General features: G+C 60.9%; 13 protein-coding genes. 5 read left to right on the top strand and 8 right to left on the bottom strand.

Features of this window, described 5'->3' with window-relative positions:
• Positions 1–34: 34 nt before the first annotated feature.
• Positions 35–511, bottom strand: a complete 477-nt coding sequence (locus AC5WNJ_RS06990; RefSeq protein WP_495930812.1) for a hypothetical protein — start codon at positions 509–511, stop codon at positions 35–37.
• Positions 508–1,239 carry an SCO family protein gene (locus AC5WNJ_RS06985; RefSeq protein ID WP_495930811.1) on the bottom strand — a complete coding sequence of 244 codons (732 nt, stop codon included), beginning with the start codon at positions 1,237–1,239 and terminating at the stop codon, positions 508–510. Before AC5WNJ_RS06985 ends, AC5WNJ_RS06990 begins: the two co-directional genes overlap by 4 nt.
• 278 nt (positions 1,240–1,517) lie before the next feature.
• On the opposite strand from AC5WNJ_RS06985, the gene AC5WNJ_RS06980 reads away from it, so the two are divergent.
• The gene (locus AC5WNJ_RS06980) at positions 1,518–1,940 is read left to right on the top strand and encodes a VOC family protein (RefSeq protein WP_495930810.1); all 423 of its coding nucleotides are present in this window, start codon (positions 1,518–1,520) and stop codon (positions 1,938–1,940) included.
• A gap of 152 nt (positions 1,941–2,092) precedes the next feature.
• On the opposite strand, the gene AC5WNJ_RS06975 is transcribed toward AC5WNJ_RS06980, so the two are convergent.
• Entirely contained in the window at positions 2,093–2,530 is a 438-nt protein-coding gene (locus AC5WNJ_RS06975; RefSeq protein ID WP_176676892.1) for an Sbal_3080 family lipoprotein, read from the bottom strand.
• 285 nt (positions 2,531–2,815) lie between these two features.
• Positions 2,816–3,583, bottom strand: a complete 768-nt coding sequence (locus tag AC5WNJ_RS06970) for an extensin-like domain-containing protein (RefSeq protein ID WP_495930809.1) — start codon at positions 3,581–3,583, stop codon at positions 2,816–2,818.
• Between the two features lie 288 nt (positions 3,584–3,871).
• Between AC5WNJ_RS06970 and AC5WNJ_RS06965 the strand changes: the two genes are divergently transcribed.
• Positions 3,872–4,903: an LLM class flavin-dependent oxidoreductase gene (locus AC5WNJ_RS06965; protein ID WP_043332177.1), complete on the top strand. Its 1,032-nt coding sequence runs from the start codon at positions 3,872–3,874 to the stop codon at positions 4,901–4,903.
• A 172-nt stretch (positions 4,904–5,075) separates the two neighbouring features.
• Here the strand turns inward: AC5WNJ_RS06965 and AC5WNJ_RS06960 are convergent, their stop codons facing one another.
• On the bottom strand, positions 5,076–6,707 hold the full coding sequence (locus tag AC5WNJ_RS06960; protein ID WP_054555939.1) for a BCCT family transporter: 1,632 nt from the start codon (positions 6,705–6,707) through the stop codon (positions 5,076–5,078).
• A gap of 575 nt (positions 6,708–7,282) precedes the next feature.
• On the opposite strand from AC5WNJ_RS06960, the gene AC5WNJ_RS06955 reads away from it, so the two are divergent.
• Positions 7,283–7,594: a hypothetical protein gene (locus tag AC5WNJ_RS06955; RefSeq protein WP_043332181.1), complete on the top strand. Its 312-nt coding sequence runs from the start codon at positions 7,283–7,285 to the stop codon at positions 7,592–7,594.
• Positions 7,595–7,766: 172 nt separating this feature from the next.
• On the opposite strand, the gene AC5WNJ_RS06950 is transcribed toward AC5WNJ_RS06955, so the two are convergent.
• Positions 7,767–8,504: an HAD family hydrolase gene (locus tag AC5WNJ_RS06950; RefSeq protein WP_084589273.1), complete on the bottom strand. Its 738-nt coding sequence runs from the start codon at positions 8,502–8,504 to the stop codon at positions 7,767–7,769.
• A 272-nt stretch (positions 8,505–8,776) separates the two neighbouring features.
• On the opposite strand from AC5WNJ_RS06950, the gene AC5WNJ_RS06945 reads away from it, so the two are divergent.
• Complete coding sequence (locus AC5WNJ_RS06945) at positions 8,777–9,565, top strand: OBAP family protein (RefSeq protein WP_052384359.1); 789 nt, start codon at positions 8,777–8,779, stop codon at positions 9,563–9,565.
• A gap of 127 nt (positions 9,566–9,692) precedes the next feature.
• On the opposite strand, the gene AC5WNJ_RS06940 is transcribed toward AC5WNJ_RS06945, so the two are convergent.
• A complete protein-coding gene (locus AC5WNJ_RS06940) occupies positions 9,693–9,881 on the bottom strand; it encodes a DUF3008 family protein (RefSeq protein ID WP_043332182.1) in 189 nt (62 codons plus the stop codon).
• Between the two features lie 218 nt (positions 9,882–10,099).
• On the opposite strand from AC5WNJ_RS06940, the gene AC5WNJ_RS06935 reads away from it, so the two are divergent.
• Positions 10,100–11,548: an amidase gene (locus AC5WNJ_RS06935; RefSeq protein ID WP_495930808.1), complete on the top strand. Its 1,449-nt coding sequence runs from the start codon at positions 10,100–10,102 to the stop codon at positions 11,546–11,548.
• A 226-nt stretch (positions 11,549–11,774) separates the two neighbouring features.
• Here AC5WNJ_RS06935 and AC5WNJ_RS06930 read toward each other — a convergent pair whose 3' ends face one another.
• The gene (locus tag AC5WNJ_RS06930) at positions 11,775–13,616 is read right to left on the bottom strand and encodes a dipeptidase (protein WP_043332184.1); all 1,842 of its coding nucleotides are present in this window, start codon (positions 13,614–13,616) and stop codon (positions 11,775–11,777) included.
• Positions 13,617–13,761 lie beyond the last annotated feature (145 nt).

Below are 13,761 nucleotides of genomic sequence, written 5' to 3'. Positions count from 1 at the left end.
ACTATGGAGAGCCGCCACAAGGCAGCCCATCAATTCATGGCGCGTGGGAATCGTGGGGAGGTGCGCGCCCGGGCGGACGCAGATAGACATTGATGTCGCGAAACGCGACAAGGCAGGGACGCGGGGCCGCGTCGCGAGACAAGCGCCCCAACGCCAGCAACAGGGCAACGGCGACCAATGCCAGCGTAAAGGCCGCCATGCTGGCCAACGGACAATCTGAGGCAGCGGAACTATGGGTGATCTGCGCCTGCGAACCGCTTTCACGAGCGGCACGCGTTATCCAGTCGCTATCGGCAGTCACCCAACGCCCGGTACCGACACTCTCGAAGACAGCATGGTCGTTGACCATCACCACTCGTGGGGCCGCCAGCGGCATGACCAGCATGGCGGCCAACGCGATCAACATCACGAAGACGACATGCCCATTGGCCGCAGTCAGTCGCGACAAGGCGCGATGATAGGAGACGGATTCACGCCTGGCGTGGCGAGTCGAGGGACAAGTCTCTGTCATGCGCCCCCCATGGCCGGAGCATCAGCGTTCGTATCTGCGCTCGTGTTGACGGTCGCAACATCGGCAGAAGACGGCGCTGCGGCCACGGACTGGAGCAGGAACGTCAGGCGGTCGGCAAGCTGCGCAGGCGTCTGACTGAGCGGCAGGGTGTCACGCAGCCGACCCTGCTCATCGATCACGAAGATCGCCACGCTGTGGTCAATCATGTAATCGGCCTCGCCGGCCGACGCCTGCGCTTGCGCGTGTTCAGGGGGATGACTCTGCTCGGGTTCTCGCCGCTGAAACTGGATGCCGAGGCGCTGGGTGAATTCCTCCAGACGCGTGTCGTCCTGTGACGGGAGGCGAAGGCCGGTCACCGGCAGGCTGAAGGCAGACAGATAACGTGATAGCACGGGCAGGGTATCGCGCGCCGGATCCAGTGTCAGGAACATCGGATGCAGATGCGCGCGTGACGTCTCGTCAAGGCGCTGCCAGGCCATCTGCAACCGGGCAAGCGACAACGGACAGATGTCCGGGCAATGCGTAAATCCGGGAATCAGCACGCTTAGATGGCCCGCTTCCCCCCGAGACAGGGTGTCCGCGTGCAGCAGTCCCCGCGTAGAAGGCAGCTCGAGCGTCGTCGGCCACGCATCACGCGGTTGATGCGAGGCAGAAAGCCCCGTGATCAACGCGATAATGACGAGGGCAAAAGCACTGAGTCCCATCAGGATCAGCTTGCGCGGCGACATGAACACTCCAGCGTGGCGTGCAGAGAAGGTAAAGGCAGCAGGGTCGATGACAGGGATGCTAACCATTCACACTCGTGAAACCACTAATGCGACAAGTTGCCACAGCGTTTCCCCCGGGCCTTCGCAAGCGCGACAAGGTCCCAGATAGCGTAAAGCCATCACCACCATCATCAGATTCAAAGTGCGCCTCGCCCGGACGGACACGACACTGTCTCCATGCTCCTGCAATGGAGCCAGTCCCCCAAGCCCTTCTTCCCCTCACGCCATGAGGCTTCGCCATGATTCAGCGCCTTTCCCTGCACGCAGCCATCCTTGAAGTGCGCGACCTCGATGCCGCTTGCCGCTTCTTCACCGAAACACTCGCCCTGCCCATCCTGTTGCGCAATGCCACCAGCGCGACCCTGGAGCTGAACCATCGTCGAGACAAGCAGACCAGCGTATTGTTGTTGCAGCGCAGTGCCGAGCAACCCGACAGCCGCCAGCTGACGCTTGAGATAGAGCAAACGGACTTTGCCCGCTTCCGCGAGCAATGGCAGGCCCAGGGAGCGCATCTGATCGAGAGTCACGGCAGCAGCGCCCCCGGCTGTGCCTGGCAGGTGCTCGATTGCGTGCTCCCCGATGGGCATCGCCTACGCGTGGTCAGCATCAACCCCGAGCGCTGCGCTCCGACGATCAGCCGAGGCATGGGCATGGCACCCTGAGATTCCAGCACACCAGATGGCTCGAGAGTCTCCGCTGGGCCAGCGCATGACAAGAGCGCCGGCCCCGCTATCAAGTGCGCCATCATGGCGAGAAAAGACGTTCTGGTGAGGCGTGCAAGAAAATGGCTTGGATGCCCATCACGGTAAACACGTCAGTAGTTGACGAGCAGGTCATCAATGACCGGGTTCATCTTGGTTTCGACACTGGCGTACTTAGAGAACCCCAATCCCCCTTTTGCTATTAGATGATACTGCGCATAGGCGATTTCATCGCCATACGGATCGTCTAGCCATAGTTCTGCGTGAGAAAGGTATGTCACATAATCCCATGAGCGCAGCGCGGTATATTTCAGAACTACTTCGCAATATCCGGGCACCGGCGCGTCATAGACTCGCGTATTCAAGCCATTGCGACTGAAGCCCTGCTGAATCACATTCAGGAAGCCGGGCACGATCACGGCTTCATTGCGCTCGATGCACACGGTATCCAGATAGGACATGCGCTCAAGAGGCTGAACCTGCACCGAGGTACAGCCGGCCATCACGAAGGTGATGGAAGCTGCCAATAACGCCTTCGTCATCCCTGTCATTCTTGACTCCCTGTCATTGAACAAGAGGCTTTATCGCGAGATATGCCATGGAAGGCATGCTTGTCCGCAGGGTATTAGTGAAAACAAATAAATGCGAGGAATCTGCCCGTGATCAGGCGTAATTCCCCCATGCAAGCGCGAGTCTCCTACAGAGACACCGACAAATGATGACAGGCGTGGCAAACATGAGTCCCCTTTATCACGCCGAGCCAATAATGCCCCACTGACAGCGTGCGCGGATGTCCGCATTGCCGCACTCTTGCCCGACGCAGCATTAAGTATTGCTCAGCGACAGAATCGCCAGCCCCGCGTGTCGAGGTGGAAGTGATCACGATGGGCGGCGTTGTAATCCGGCCCCAGCACGGTACCGAAACTCTCACAGGCAGCGTCCTGCACGGCACGCAGGAAGCGGCCCGGGGCATCTTCATCCTCGGGCGCCGTCCAGTCGCGCGGCAGGCGAACCTGACGGCCGTCCGCCAGCGTGAAGCCTGTGACATCCAGCGCATCCGCAGTGGCATGTTCACTGCGGCGTGCGTTCTCTCGTCCGTAGATGTTGCGACAGGCGTAGCTGCCAACATGGAACACTTGCGTCACCTCGCTCCCCATGACCTTTTGCGCCGCTGACCTGAGCCCATGACGCTCGAAGCGCAGCCAGCTCACCGCCAGCGGGCAGCTGGCAATGAAGGACTGATTGAAGCGAACACCCTGCTCACCACTCGCGCCTGACGCCGAATGCATGCGTACGCTATTGATGAGGTCACAGCCGTTGTTGCTGGGGCGGTCCGGCAGGAAGGTCACCCGTTGCGGGGCTTCCCGCGCGAGAAATGCGCGACAGGCGGCCGGGTTCTCGTTCAAGCGTGAGAGCTTCCAGCCGGTCACCATGCCGGGCGGGTCCTCCAATTGCAGTGGCGCCCACGGGAGATAGTGAGCGGGTATCCAGCGCTCCAGCACGATGATATCGCGCTGGACCGCAACGCCCAGGCCGATGAGCACCAGGCATATCAATGTGAGCCCCATGCCTTTGCGGCGCTGCTTGTGCTGCAAACCGTTCATGTCCGCCTCCTGTACACGTTGCAGGCCCTCACCTGCCCCGGGCTTCGCCTGCATTGGACTTCACCTGCCCTGGGCTTCACCTGCCCCAGGGTGACTGACCACCGTGAATGGCATGACGTATCGACCGCCTCATATATGCCATATCAGAAACAGTGAAATGAAGGGGCGAGGCGCTGTCAGAGACGCGGTTGTCCACTATGCTGGACGCCATTCAGCAGACCAGCCACATGCCTATAGGGGCCACGCCCCAGCTGCTCTCTGCACGCCAACTCGCTATCAGGAGCGCACATGACGACAGCCCCTACCTCACGCCTGGGCACGATTCCGCTCTCGGTGCTGGACCTTGCCCCCATCCGCGATACCGGCAGTGTTGCTGAAACCTTCCACAATAGCGTCAGTCTCGCCCAGCATGTCGAAGCGCTGGGCTTTCATCGCCTGTGGCTGGCCGAACATCACAACATCGATGGCATCGCCAGTGCCGCCACCTCGGTGCTGATCGGTCATGTGGCGGGCAAGACCTCCCGCCTGCGGGTCGGCTCGGGCGGCATCATGCTGCCCAACCATCCCCCGCTGGTGGTAGCGGAACAGTTCGGCACCCTGGCCACGCTCTACCCCGACAGGATCGATCTCGGCCTTGGCCGCGCGCCGGGCTCCGATGGCATCACCATGCAGGCGATGCGTCGCGACCCTTCCGCCGGCGTGAATGACTTCCCCCAGCGGCTGGCCGAACTCGAGCAGTATCTGGGCGAGGCTTCACCTGGTCAGCGCATCAAGGCCATGCCGGGACAAGGCACTCATGTCCCCCTGTGGCTATTGGGTTCCAGCGACTACAGCGCACGCCTGGCAGCGAAAAAAGGTCTGCCCTTCGCCTTCGCCGGTCAGTTCGCCCCCGGCTACATGCTGGAGGCCATCAAGCTCTATCGCGAGAACTTCACGCCCTCCGAGGTGCTGGATGCGCCCTATGTGATGCTCGGCCTGCCCCTGATCGCCGCCGACAACGATGAACGCGCCCGTTTCCTGGCCAGCACCCAGCAACAGAAATTCCTCAATCTGATCCGTGGCAAGAGCACGCGCGCCCTGCCCCCACGCGAGACACTGGACTGGTCAGCACGCGAGGAAGCCATGGTCGGCCAGAATCTGGCCGCTGCCATCATCGGCGGGCCAGAGCGCATTCGCAGCGAACTCGAGCATCTGCTGGAGGTGACCCAAGCCGACGAATTGATGTTCAACTCGGATTTCTATGAGCATGCCGACCGCCTGAAGAGCTACGAGATACTCGCCGAGGTCGCCGGCCGCCGGACGCCGGCCGCCAGTCAATGACGTGAGCCCCTTCACGCTGACTGGCTTGCCAAGACAAGACGCCGCTCACATCCCCTGTGAGCGGCGTCTGTCGTTCTGAGCCTGCTGTGAAGACACGCACTGACGTCATGAGCTGAAGGCGATGAACTTAAAACGATGAGCTTAAGGCGATAAGTTCATGCCACGACTCGGCTCAATGATGGTCGCGCGGGTTCACGCGACGATTCTTGACGTCCGGCGCACGGCGGATGCGATCTTCCTCCGCCAGGCTGTCAGCCTCGAAGATATCCGCACCGACCGGTGTCTCACCATGACGGCGATACAGCTGACTGAGCATCTGGCGACGATCAGCCCGCAGCTCCTTCACCAGTACCACGATCATGCCGTAGATGATGAAGGTGAAGGGCAAGGCCGAGAGTACCGAGGCTGACTGCAAGCCCTTGAGACCGCCCGTCGAGATCAGCGTCAGGCAGATGGCCGCGATCAGCACGCCCCAGGCGATACGCTTGTAGAGCGGCGGATTGATCGAGCCGCCGTCGGTCATCTGTGCCACGATGTAGGACGCCGAATCGGCGGAGGTCACCAGGAAGATGAAGATCAGCATGATCGCGACCACCGACAGCACGCTGCTGAAGGGCATCAGATCGAACATCTCGAACAAGGCAGACGTGATGTTGGCATCCGTCGCGGCCGCCAGACCGACATCACTGGCCAACTCCATGTTGATCGCCGCGCCACCGAAGACACCGATCCACAGGCACGCCAGCAGCGGCGGCACGATCAGCACGCCCACCACATACTCCTTGATGGTACGGCCACGCGAGACACGCGCGACGAAGGTGCCGACGAACGGCGACCAGGCGATGACCCATGCCCAGTAGAAGACGGTCCAGGAGCTGTTCCAGTCATTGCCGTCATAGGGCGACATGCGCAGGCTCATGCCGATGAAGTTCTGCAGATAATCGCCGATACCCAGGGTGATCGTCTTGAGGATGTCCAGCGTCGGGCCGGTGAACAGCACATACAGCATCAGCGCGATGCAGATGCTCATGTTGAGGTTGGACAAGCGCTTGATGCCCTTGTCGAGCCCGGACCAGGTCGAGGCCATGTAGGCACAGAACATCACGCCCATGATGATGAACTGCCATTGCCAGCCTTCTTCCACGCCGAAGACGAAGTGCAGCCCGCCATTCATCTGCAACACGCCCAGGCCCAGCGACGTCGCGACCCCCATCACGGTCGCCACCACCGCAAAGACATCCAGTACCGGGCCATAGCGGCGCACCTTGGGATGCTTGGCCGTTACGGAAGACAGCACCGAGGACACCAGCCCCGCCTGTCCCTTGCGGAACTGGAAATAGGCAATGATCAGGCCGACCACCGAGAAGGCAGCCCACTGATGGACGCCCCAGTTGAAGAAGGCATATTGAATGGCATAGCGCGCAGACTCTGGCGTCTCGCCCGGCATATCGGCGAACGGCGGCTTCAGATAGTGCTGCATGGGTTCCGCCATCCCATAGAACACCAGTCCGACGCCGAACCCTGCTGCCAACAGCATGCTGACCCAGGAAAAGAAGGTATAGGAAGGCCGGCTATCCTGCGGCCCGAGCCGGATCTTCCCGTACTTGCTCAACGCGAGACTGATGAGAAAGATCACGAAACCAAAGACGGATATCAGATAGAACCAGCCGAACATGCTGGTCACGGCGCCGAGCGCCTGATCTGCCAATTCACCGAAACGGGTGGGGAATCCTGCCCCCAATGCGACCAGCCCCAGAATGATGATGACCGACGCGCTGAATACGCGCTTTCCTCCAGATGTCATAAATCGCTACTCCCTGTGAGCTGTGACAGCGGTGAGGTGGATCGCGCACCAGCGAGAAACGAGTAGCGTATCGCCAACGAATATTCGCAGTGCCTTCTAGACATGAACCTGATTCCCCAGAACTTCAAGGGCAGACGACGTCAGCAGCACAGGAAAATTTGTCACCGTCTGTACAGGTAAGCGTTTGCCCCAACCAGGCCACAGCCTCCGCGTGGGAGGAGAAAGCCGCTTTTGAAAGGTCAGTGCAGGCTTTGAAAGACAGTGCAGACCTTGGAAGGACTGTGCAGGCCCTGGAAGGACAGTGACGAAGGAGCAGAGGGACGGAAAGTCCCGGGCAAGCTGGCCACTCACGATGGCGAGATCGCCAGATAACCTCTACATTACTTGTACGATAGTTATAAAACGCGATTCACCGCCGACATGACATCCCACCGAGGGTATTCCCGATGCCTGCACATACCACTGCAGCACACCCGCCACGCACCGCTGTGACCCCCACCCACGCGTCGCCTGCTACCCCACTACCCCCAAGCCAGCTCGCCGATCAGCCGCTCGCCCACCAGGACGAGACCAGCATGACACTCGAGTCGCTGGCACGCGCACTGCAGCACGGCATGGTGCCGGTGGTCGAGGTCATGTCACTGGATGGCATCTACAAGGTGAGAATCCATCATTGCCACGGCATCTCGGACCTGACGCGCAATGATCACAGCGCACTATGGTTCAAGGGTACCGGTGAGATACGCGACTTGATGGGCGCGCGCGGCATCAGCCACGGCGTGCTGACTTGGGCGGATCAATGGGGAGATGAAATGATCGGGGTCGAATCGCGCAGCCTCAATCAGGAAGAGCTTCTCGCCTGGGGCACGCGTATCTGTTTCAAGTGATACCCGAGAGATGTCCCCCCGGGGATGTCAGCCCTGACACATAAAAGCCGCCCCTGCCGAGGGCGGCTTTTATGTGTTGCTGTGCCATATCCAAGATCATCCATCCGGCCAGCTCTCAGCAGAATGTGCATGGCTCAAGCTCTGTGGAGAATGCGAAGGGATTGGAGGCACCTCACTGGCTCACGGCTTCTTCATTGGCCACGAAACCGGCATCAGTGCACAGGCGGCTGAATTCATCCCAGTGCTTCATGACCTGCCAGGCGCCTGTGGTCCGCAGCACCTCGGCGTGGCCCGGCGGGATGTGGCTGGCGCCCAGATGGCCGACGACCTTGAGGCCCGCGGCCACGGCAGCCTGCATTCCCGTGCGGCTGTCTTCCACCACCAGACATTCCTCGGCAGAGCGTCCCAGCGTCTTGAGAGCGAGCAGATAAAGGTCAGGCGCCGGCTTGGGATTCATGACCTCATCGGAAGTGAAAATCGGCAGCTGCTCGTCGCCATTGGCCGCGGCAATCTCATCGAGAATGCCACGCAGCCCCGAACTCTCGAGATTGATCTTCATGCGCTGCTCAGAGCTGTTGGACACGATTGCCAACGGCAGACGCTGATCGCGAATCCACTCCAGCGTCTTGCGCACCCCGGGCATGGCCTTGAGCGAGTCGCCCAGACGGGCATCGACGAGTTGGCGTACCTGGTCGAGCGCATCCACGGGCAGCGTGTGCTGACTGCGGGCTTCCAGGTCCAGCAGGATATCGCGCGTGATCATGCCCAGACAGCGGTCCAGCTCATGCTCGATCTGCTCTTCACTCCCCAAGTCTGGCAGCCAGACGGGAAGTTTTTCCTTGAGCACGCCATCAGCGATGATCTCGCTATCCACCAGTACACCGTCACAATCAAAGATAAGTTGCTTCATGCGAGCTCCAATTCGAGAAAAGATGGCCGAAACACGTGATGAACAAGACACCTTGTCGCGCAAGGCATTGAGCGGCCACAAGAAGTGATATCCCTTATTGATGAGGGCAGAAAACTGAAAAGCAATCCCGACATTCTGCAGCAGATCTGAGCGAGGATTTTTCGAGGCAAGGCTGTCGGTAGGTGACTTGACGCGTTCAAGGGTAATGCACTGCAATGGCAACGTCATGACAGGAATTCTTGCCTTATCAAGACACCCATGCAGGAGGAAGTATGCGACATCGCCATTCCCGCACATGTTCACATCCCTCACACTCATCCGGCTTCGGCACGGGCCTTCTGGCCGGCGCCGCCGCGGCGACTGCCTTCTTTCTGGGCCGGCGCCTCAACAGTGCTCGCAAGGTCAGTAGCGGCCATCCGCTGAAGCATCAGGTGCTCGATGCAGCCTCGCAGGTCATGCAGCGCAAGTATCCGCTGGAAGCGATGAGTACCTACCTCAACGGCTTCCACCATTACGCCGATGACATGGGGCGTCAGGTGGAGGCCAGCCACTTCTGCATCCACCTGGAACATGATCTGCACCAATGCGTGATCTTCGATTCCAATCGCAGTGATGCCCGCTTGATCGGGATCGAATACATCATTAGCGCCGAGCGCTACGAGCAGTTGCCCGAGGAAGAGAAGCCGCTCTGGCACAGCCATCACTATGAGGTGAAGTCCGGCATCCTGGTGGCCCCGGGGATTCCGGAACTGGCGGAGCGCAGCTACTTCGAGGACCTCGTCACCACCTACGGCAAGACCTTCCACACCTGGCAGATCGACCGCGACGACTTCCCCTACGGTATCCCGCAGCTGATGATGGCCTTCACCCGTGACGGTCAGATCGACGAGGAGCTGATGAAGCGTCGTGATGAGCGCCTGGGCATCAGCACCGAGGAGCGCCGCCGGAAGCGCGCCGAGATTCCGCTGCCCGATGTCAGTCCCAAGGCCAACGGTGGCCCGACCCCGCCCGACAGCGAGTCACACCAGCCGCCGCATGAGAGCCTGAACGACTGCCGCTGAGGCCAGCGGCGCATCAGCGACACAAGCCACGACATGCAGCTACGACAAGGCGCCTGGCAATCATTTGCCAGGCGCCTTGTCGTTTCAGCTATCGCGCCAGGAAACCGCAATGGGCATCCCGCAGGGCTCAGCTCTGATTGTCGTGTCGCGGCTTGTCTTCACGTGATGTCGAGGCCATCTTCTCGAGCTCCTCCTCACTCATGGAGTCATACATCGAGCGAGCGGCCCCATCCAGTTCGCTGACCTTCTGCTCGCCGCGACGTGCTGACAGTGCTGCCCCGGCTGCCATCTGCTGTGCCTTGGACTTGGCTGGCATGATTGTCCTCCCTCTGGGCGAATATCGTGAACCATGGTCGGCTGCCATGAGCTCGACCATGCAGCTTGCTGTCACTCTCCACAGGCCATGCGGCCCGCCTTCGCCCTTTTCAAGCCTCGCGATGCCTTGAGTTTCCCCTCTCTGACCCAAGGCCATGTAGAAGAGACAGATAACAGTCCTCAACAAGAATATCGCCATCCAGCAGCAGGAGAGCCACCATGCGTGACGTCGAATTTCCTCAACATCTTTCGCCCCATACTGCCAAGGATGACCTGACGGCGCTGGACGCCGAGCAACTGGCATGCGGGTATCAACACGGTGAGTTCGACCCGTTACAGGTGACCCGAGCGGTGCTCGATCGTATCGAGCGACTCAACCCGCTCGTCAATGCCTATGTGCATGTCGCGCATGACACGGCGCTGAAGGAGGCGCGTGAATCCACGCAGCGTTGGCAGGCCGGCAAGCCGTTGAGTCCGCTCGATGGCATTCCGACCTCACTGAAAGACCTGACCGATGTTGCCGGCATGCCAGCGAGAGCAGGCTCCCTGATCACGACGGCTACGCCATGCCAGCAGGATGCGCCGCCGGTCAGGCGCTTGCGTGAGGCAGGCGCGATTCTACTGGGCAAGACCAACACCCCCGAGTTTGGCTGGAAGGCCGTCACCGACAACCTCGTGCATGGCACCACCAGCAATGCCTGGAATACCGAACTGACACCCGGTGGCTCTTCCGGTGGCGCGGCTACCGCCGCCGCCCTCAATCTGGGCGTGCTGCATCAGGGCGGTGACTCCGGAGGGTCGATCCGTATTCCTGCCGCCTTCAGTGGCATCTTCGGCTTCAAGCCCACCTTCGGCTGGACACCGCAGTGGCCGCCCTCCAAGGCTGCCTTTCTGTCCAGCATCGGGCCCATGACCCGCAGCCCCCGTGACGCCGCCGCCATGCTCAATGTCATCGGCCGTCACGATGCCCAGGACCCTTACGCCAATCGCGGCCAACCCGAGGATTGGGGAGCGGATATCGGCAAGCTGCTGGCAGGACTGCGCATCGCCTACTCGCCATGTTTCGGGTCTGTCGAGGTCGACCCCGAGATCGCAAGTCTAGTGGAGCGCGCCGCACAACGTCTGGCGAACCTTGGCGCGGACATCGTGACGGTCGATCCCCCGGTCGAGACAAGCCTCGAGACGTTTCGCAAGATCTGGTTCACCGCCTCGCTGGGGCTCTGGGATGACTGCGATGCCCAACAGCGCGAACTGCTCGACCCCGGGCTGGTCGAGAATGCCATGTGTGCACGCGAATGGTCGTCGCTGGATCTCTTCAAGGCGCTTGAGGAGCGCTACCGGATCACCCAGGCGCTGGAGCAATTCAATCAGGATTACCACCTGTTGCTGACACCCAGCGTCGCCGTCACCCCCTTCGCCCTGAATCATCAGGTACCCCCGGGTAGCCAGATGCATGACTGGGAGGAATGGGCACCGTTCTCGTACCCCTTCAACCTGAGCGGCCAACCTGCGGCGTCAGTGCCCTGTGGCTTCACGTCTCAGGGGCTGCCCGTCGGCTTTCAGCTGGCAGGCGGCAAGCACGATGACGTGCGACTGCTGCGGGCAGCCGCTGCCTATATGGATGCCTACCCTACCGCGCATCCCGCCGAGCCCTACCCCGCGAGGTGAGATCGCGGCCGCACTGGCTGACCGGCGACCTTCACATACGACAACGCCCGCCACTGCCCCTTCATCAGGGCGGTGGCGGGCGTTGGCTGTGATGCCTGTCATCCAGGCAACAGGCTATTTCCAGGAACTATTTTCAAGGACTATTTCAAAAAGCGATCAAAGGGGCTATTTCAATACGCCTTGCAAAAGGCGATTCATATGAACGCAGCCCCGTGAGCCGGCCCCGTTACTTGAGCGAATCCTGATTGCCGATGCGCGCCATCATCTCGGTGAACATCTGGATGTCGAGCATCAGGTTATCGACCCGCTTGAACTCCTCGGAGGTATGCCCGGTATAGGTCTCGCTCGGCATGGACGGGCCGAAGTTGATCGCATTGGGCAACAGCTTAGCGGTAGTGCTGCCCGCGGAGGAGCGCGGCTCGGCCTTCATGCCGGTGGTATCCCCGAAGATATTGAGCAGCGTCTGCAGCCAGGCACCGCTGGGATCACGCAGCATCCAGTCGCGAATCTCGACGTTCAGCGTCATGTCCATGCCCTGCTCGCTGGCATAGGCGCTCAGCTTGTCCTGAATCGTCTGGCTCAATTCCTCAGGTGATTTCTCACCGGCGGGCGCACGCACATTGACCGCGACCCGCAGCGCATCGTCCTCCCTGGCGAAGAAGGTCGGCGTCACCTTGAGCGGCCCCATGAAATCATGGGAATACGCGATGCCCAGCTGCTTGCCGTGATAGTCCAGTCCGTAGTTGTCGTTCAGGTAATGGATGGCATCTTCATAAGCATTGTCATGGAAATCGATGCCGGAGGTGGCGAGCAGGCCCGCCAGCCGTGTGACAGGATTGACGCCGTTGGCCGGCGCCGAGGAGTGGGCCGACTTGCCGGTCACCGTCACGCTGACCTCTTCGCCTTCCACCTCACTGGCGACGCTGAAGTCCTGGCCATGCTCCTTAACGTAGCGGCTGCCGAGCGTCTCAAGCTTGTGGCTGAGCGCCTTGGCGCCCGCTGCGTCAGCCGCGTGCAGCGTGGCAGTGGAGCGCTCCGGAATCTGGTTGGTCGCCAGGCCACCCTGGAAGTTGGTGATCGTCGGCAGAGCGTCGACTGCCTGATCAGATGACGCCTCGCCCGCCTTGGGCGTCAAGGGGAAATGCGCATCGATGGTGCCGAAACCATTCTCGGCCGTGATCGCCGGATAACCGCTATCGAGCACGATGTTGTATTCCGGCAGGTCATTTCTGGCCTTGTAGTACTTGAAGCCATCACCGCCGGTCTCTTCCGTGGTCTCGATCATCAGGCGAATGGTGCGCTTGAGCGGCACCTCATTCTCCTTGAGCGACTTCATGGCATACAGCGCCGCGGCGATAGAGGCCTTGTCATCTTCGGTGCCGCGCCCGTAGAGCTTGCCGTCGATCTCGGTCATCGCGAACGGGTCAAGATGGGTGCCGTCGTCGAGTGTCCAGCCCTCCTCGCCTGCCGGCACCACATCGCCGTGGGTCAGAATGCCGAACACGTCATCGCCAGTTCCCTCGAGCTCAACCTCGAAGACGCGGTTGTCGACGTTACGGAACGTCAGGCCGAACGCCTCGGCGCGCGCCTTGATCAACTCACCGAAGCGCGCGATTTCCGGGTTCTCGAATTGCGGCTTCTCCCCCACCTTGGCGGTCGGGATCGCGACCATTTCCTTGAGCAGCGCCTGGACATCATCGCCGTACTGCAGACGGTTGTAGACCCCCAGCAGACGATAGATGTTGACGAAGGCGTCACCTTCCAGCGTCTCACCAGCCTGATACTGCTCGATGGCGGCCCTGACGGCCGTGTCCTGGGAATTGCGTTCGGCTACCTGGGTCAAAAAGCCATTGAAGTCCGGCGCCAGCTCCTGCCGGCCCTGTTCGATCAAGCTGACCAGCTGGGCACGCTTGAGCGTATGTTCACCCTGCGGTGCGCGCTTGCCCGTGTCATCGGCCGCCATCGGCTCGTCTGCGCTGGCAGGCAGTGCGCTGCCGAGCCCGAGTGCCAGACCCAGCGCGAGGGCCGTCTGACGAGAGGTGGCGTGAGTGGCTGTGCGGGTACTCATGGGCATGTACATCCTTGTGTTAGGCAAGACGCCACGTCGTCAATGGCCGCAGAGACAAGCGATGAGGAGAAGACCCTCACCGACGCCCGGCGGCAGCTGACCACGCGACATCAAGACGGTTTCATCGGCCTTGCCGTGAAACATG

The sequence above is a fragment of the Cobetia sp. PDI-23MA genome (assembly GCF_059507735.1).
This window is presented reverse-complemented; position numbering and strand designations above follow the sequence as displayed.

What these genes read in the sequence shown, in the direction of transcription:
- AC5WNJ_RS06940 (WP_043332182.1), bottom strand. Translation starts at nt 9,881, where the DNA reads ATGCCAGCCAAGTCCAAGGCACAGCAGATGGCAGCCGGGGCAGCACTG.
- AC5WNJ_RS06945 (WP_052384359.1), top strand. Translation starts at nt 8,777, where the DNA reads ATGCGACATCGCCATTCCCGCACATGTTCACATCCCTCACACTCATCC.
- AC5WNJ_RS06950 (WP_084589273.1), bottom strand. Translation starts at nt 8,504, where the DNA reads ATGAAGCAACTTATCTTTGATTGTGACGGTGTACTGGTGGATAGCGAG.
- AC5WNJ_RS06990 (WP_495930812.1), bottom strand. Translation starts at nt 511, where the DNA reads ATGACAGAGACTTGTCCCTCGACTCGCCACGCCAGGCGTGAATCCGTC.
- AC5WNJ_RS06970 (WP_495930809.1), bottom strand. Translation starts at nt 3,583, where the DNA reads ATGAACGGTTTGCAGCACAAGCAGCGCCGCAAAGGCATGGGGCTCACA.
- AC5WNJ_RS06965 (WP_043332177.1), top strand. Translation starts at nt 3,872, where the DNA reads ATGACGACAGCCCCTACCTCACGCCTGGGCACGATTCCGCTCTCGGTG.
- AC5WNJ_RS06975 (WP_176676892.1), bottom strand. Translation starts at nt 2,530, where the DNA reads ATGACAGGGATGACGAAGGCGTTATTGGCAGCTTCCATCACCTTCGTG.
- AC5WNJ_RS06985 (WP_495930811.1), bottom strand. Translation starts at nt 1,239, where the DNA reads ATGTCGCCGCGCAAGCTGATCCTGATGGGACTCAGTGCTTTTGCCCTC.
- AC5WNJ_RS06980 (WP_495930810.1), top strand. Translation starts at nt 1,518, where the DNA reads ATGATTCAGCGCCTTTCCCTGCACGCAGCCATCCTTGAAGTGCGCGAC.
- AC5WNJ_RS06935 (WP_495930808.1), top strand. Translation starts at nt 10,100, where the DNA reads ATGCGTGACGTCGAATTTCCTCAACATCTTTCGCCCCATACTGCCAAG.
- AC5WNJ_RS06955 (WP_043332181.1), top strand. Translation starts at nt 7,283, where the DNA reads ATGACACTCGAGTCGCTGGCACGCGCACTGCAGCACGGCATGGTGCCG.
- AC5WNJ_RS06930 (WP_043332184.1), bottom strand. Translation starts at nt 13,616, where the DNA reads ATGAGTACCCGCACAGCCACTCACGCCACCTCTCGTCAGACGGCCCTC.
- AC5WNJ_RS06960 (WP_054555939.1), bottom strand. Translation starts at nt 6,707, where the DNA reads ATGACATCTGGAGGAAAGCGCGTATTCAGCGCGTCGGTCATCATCATT.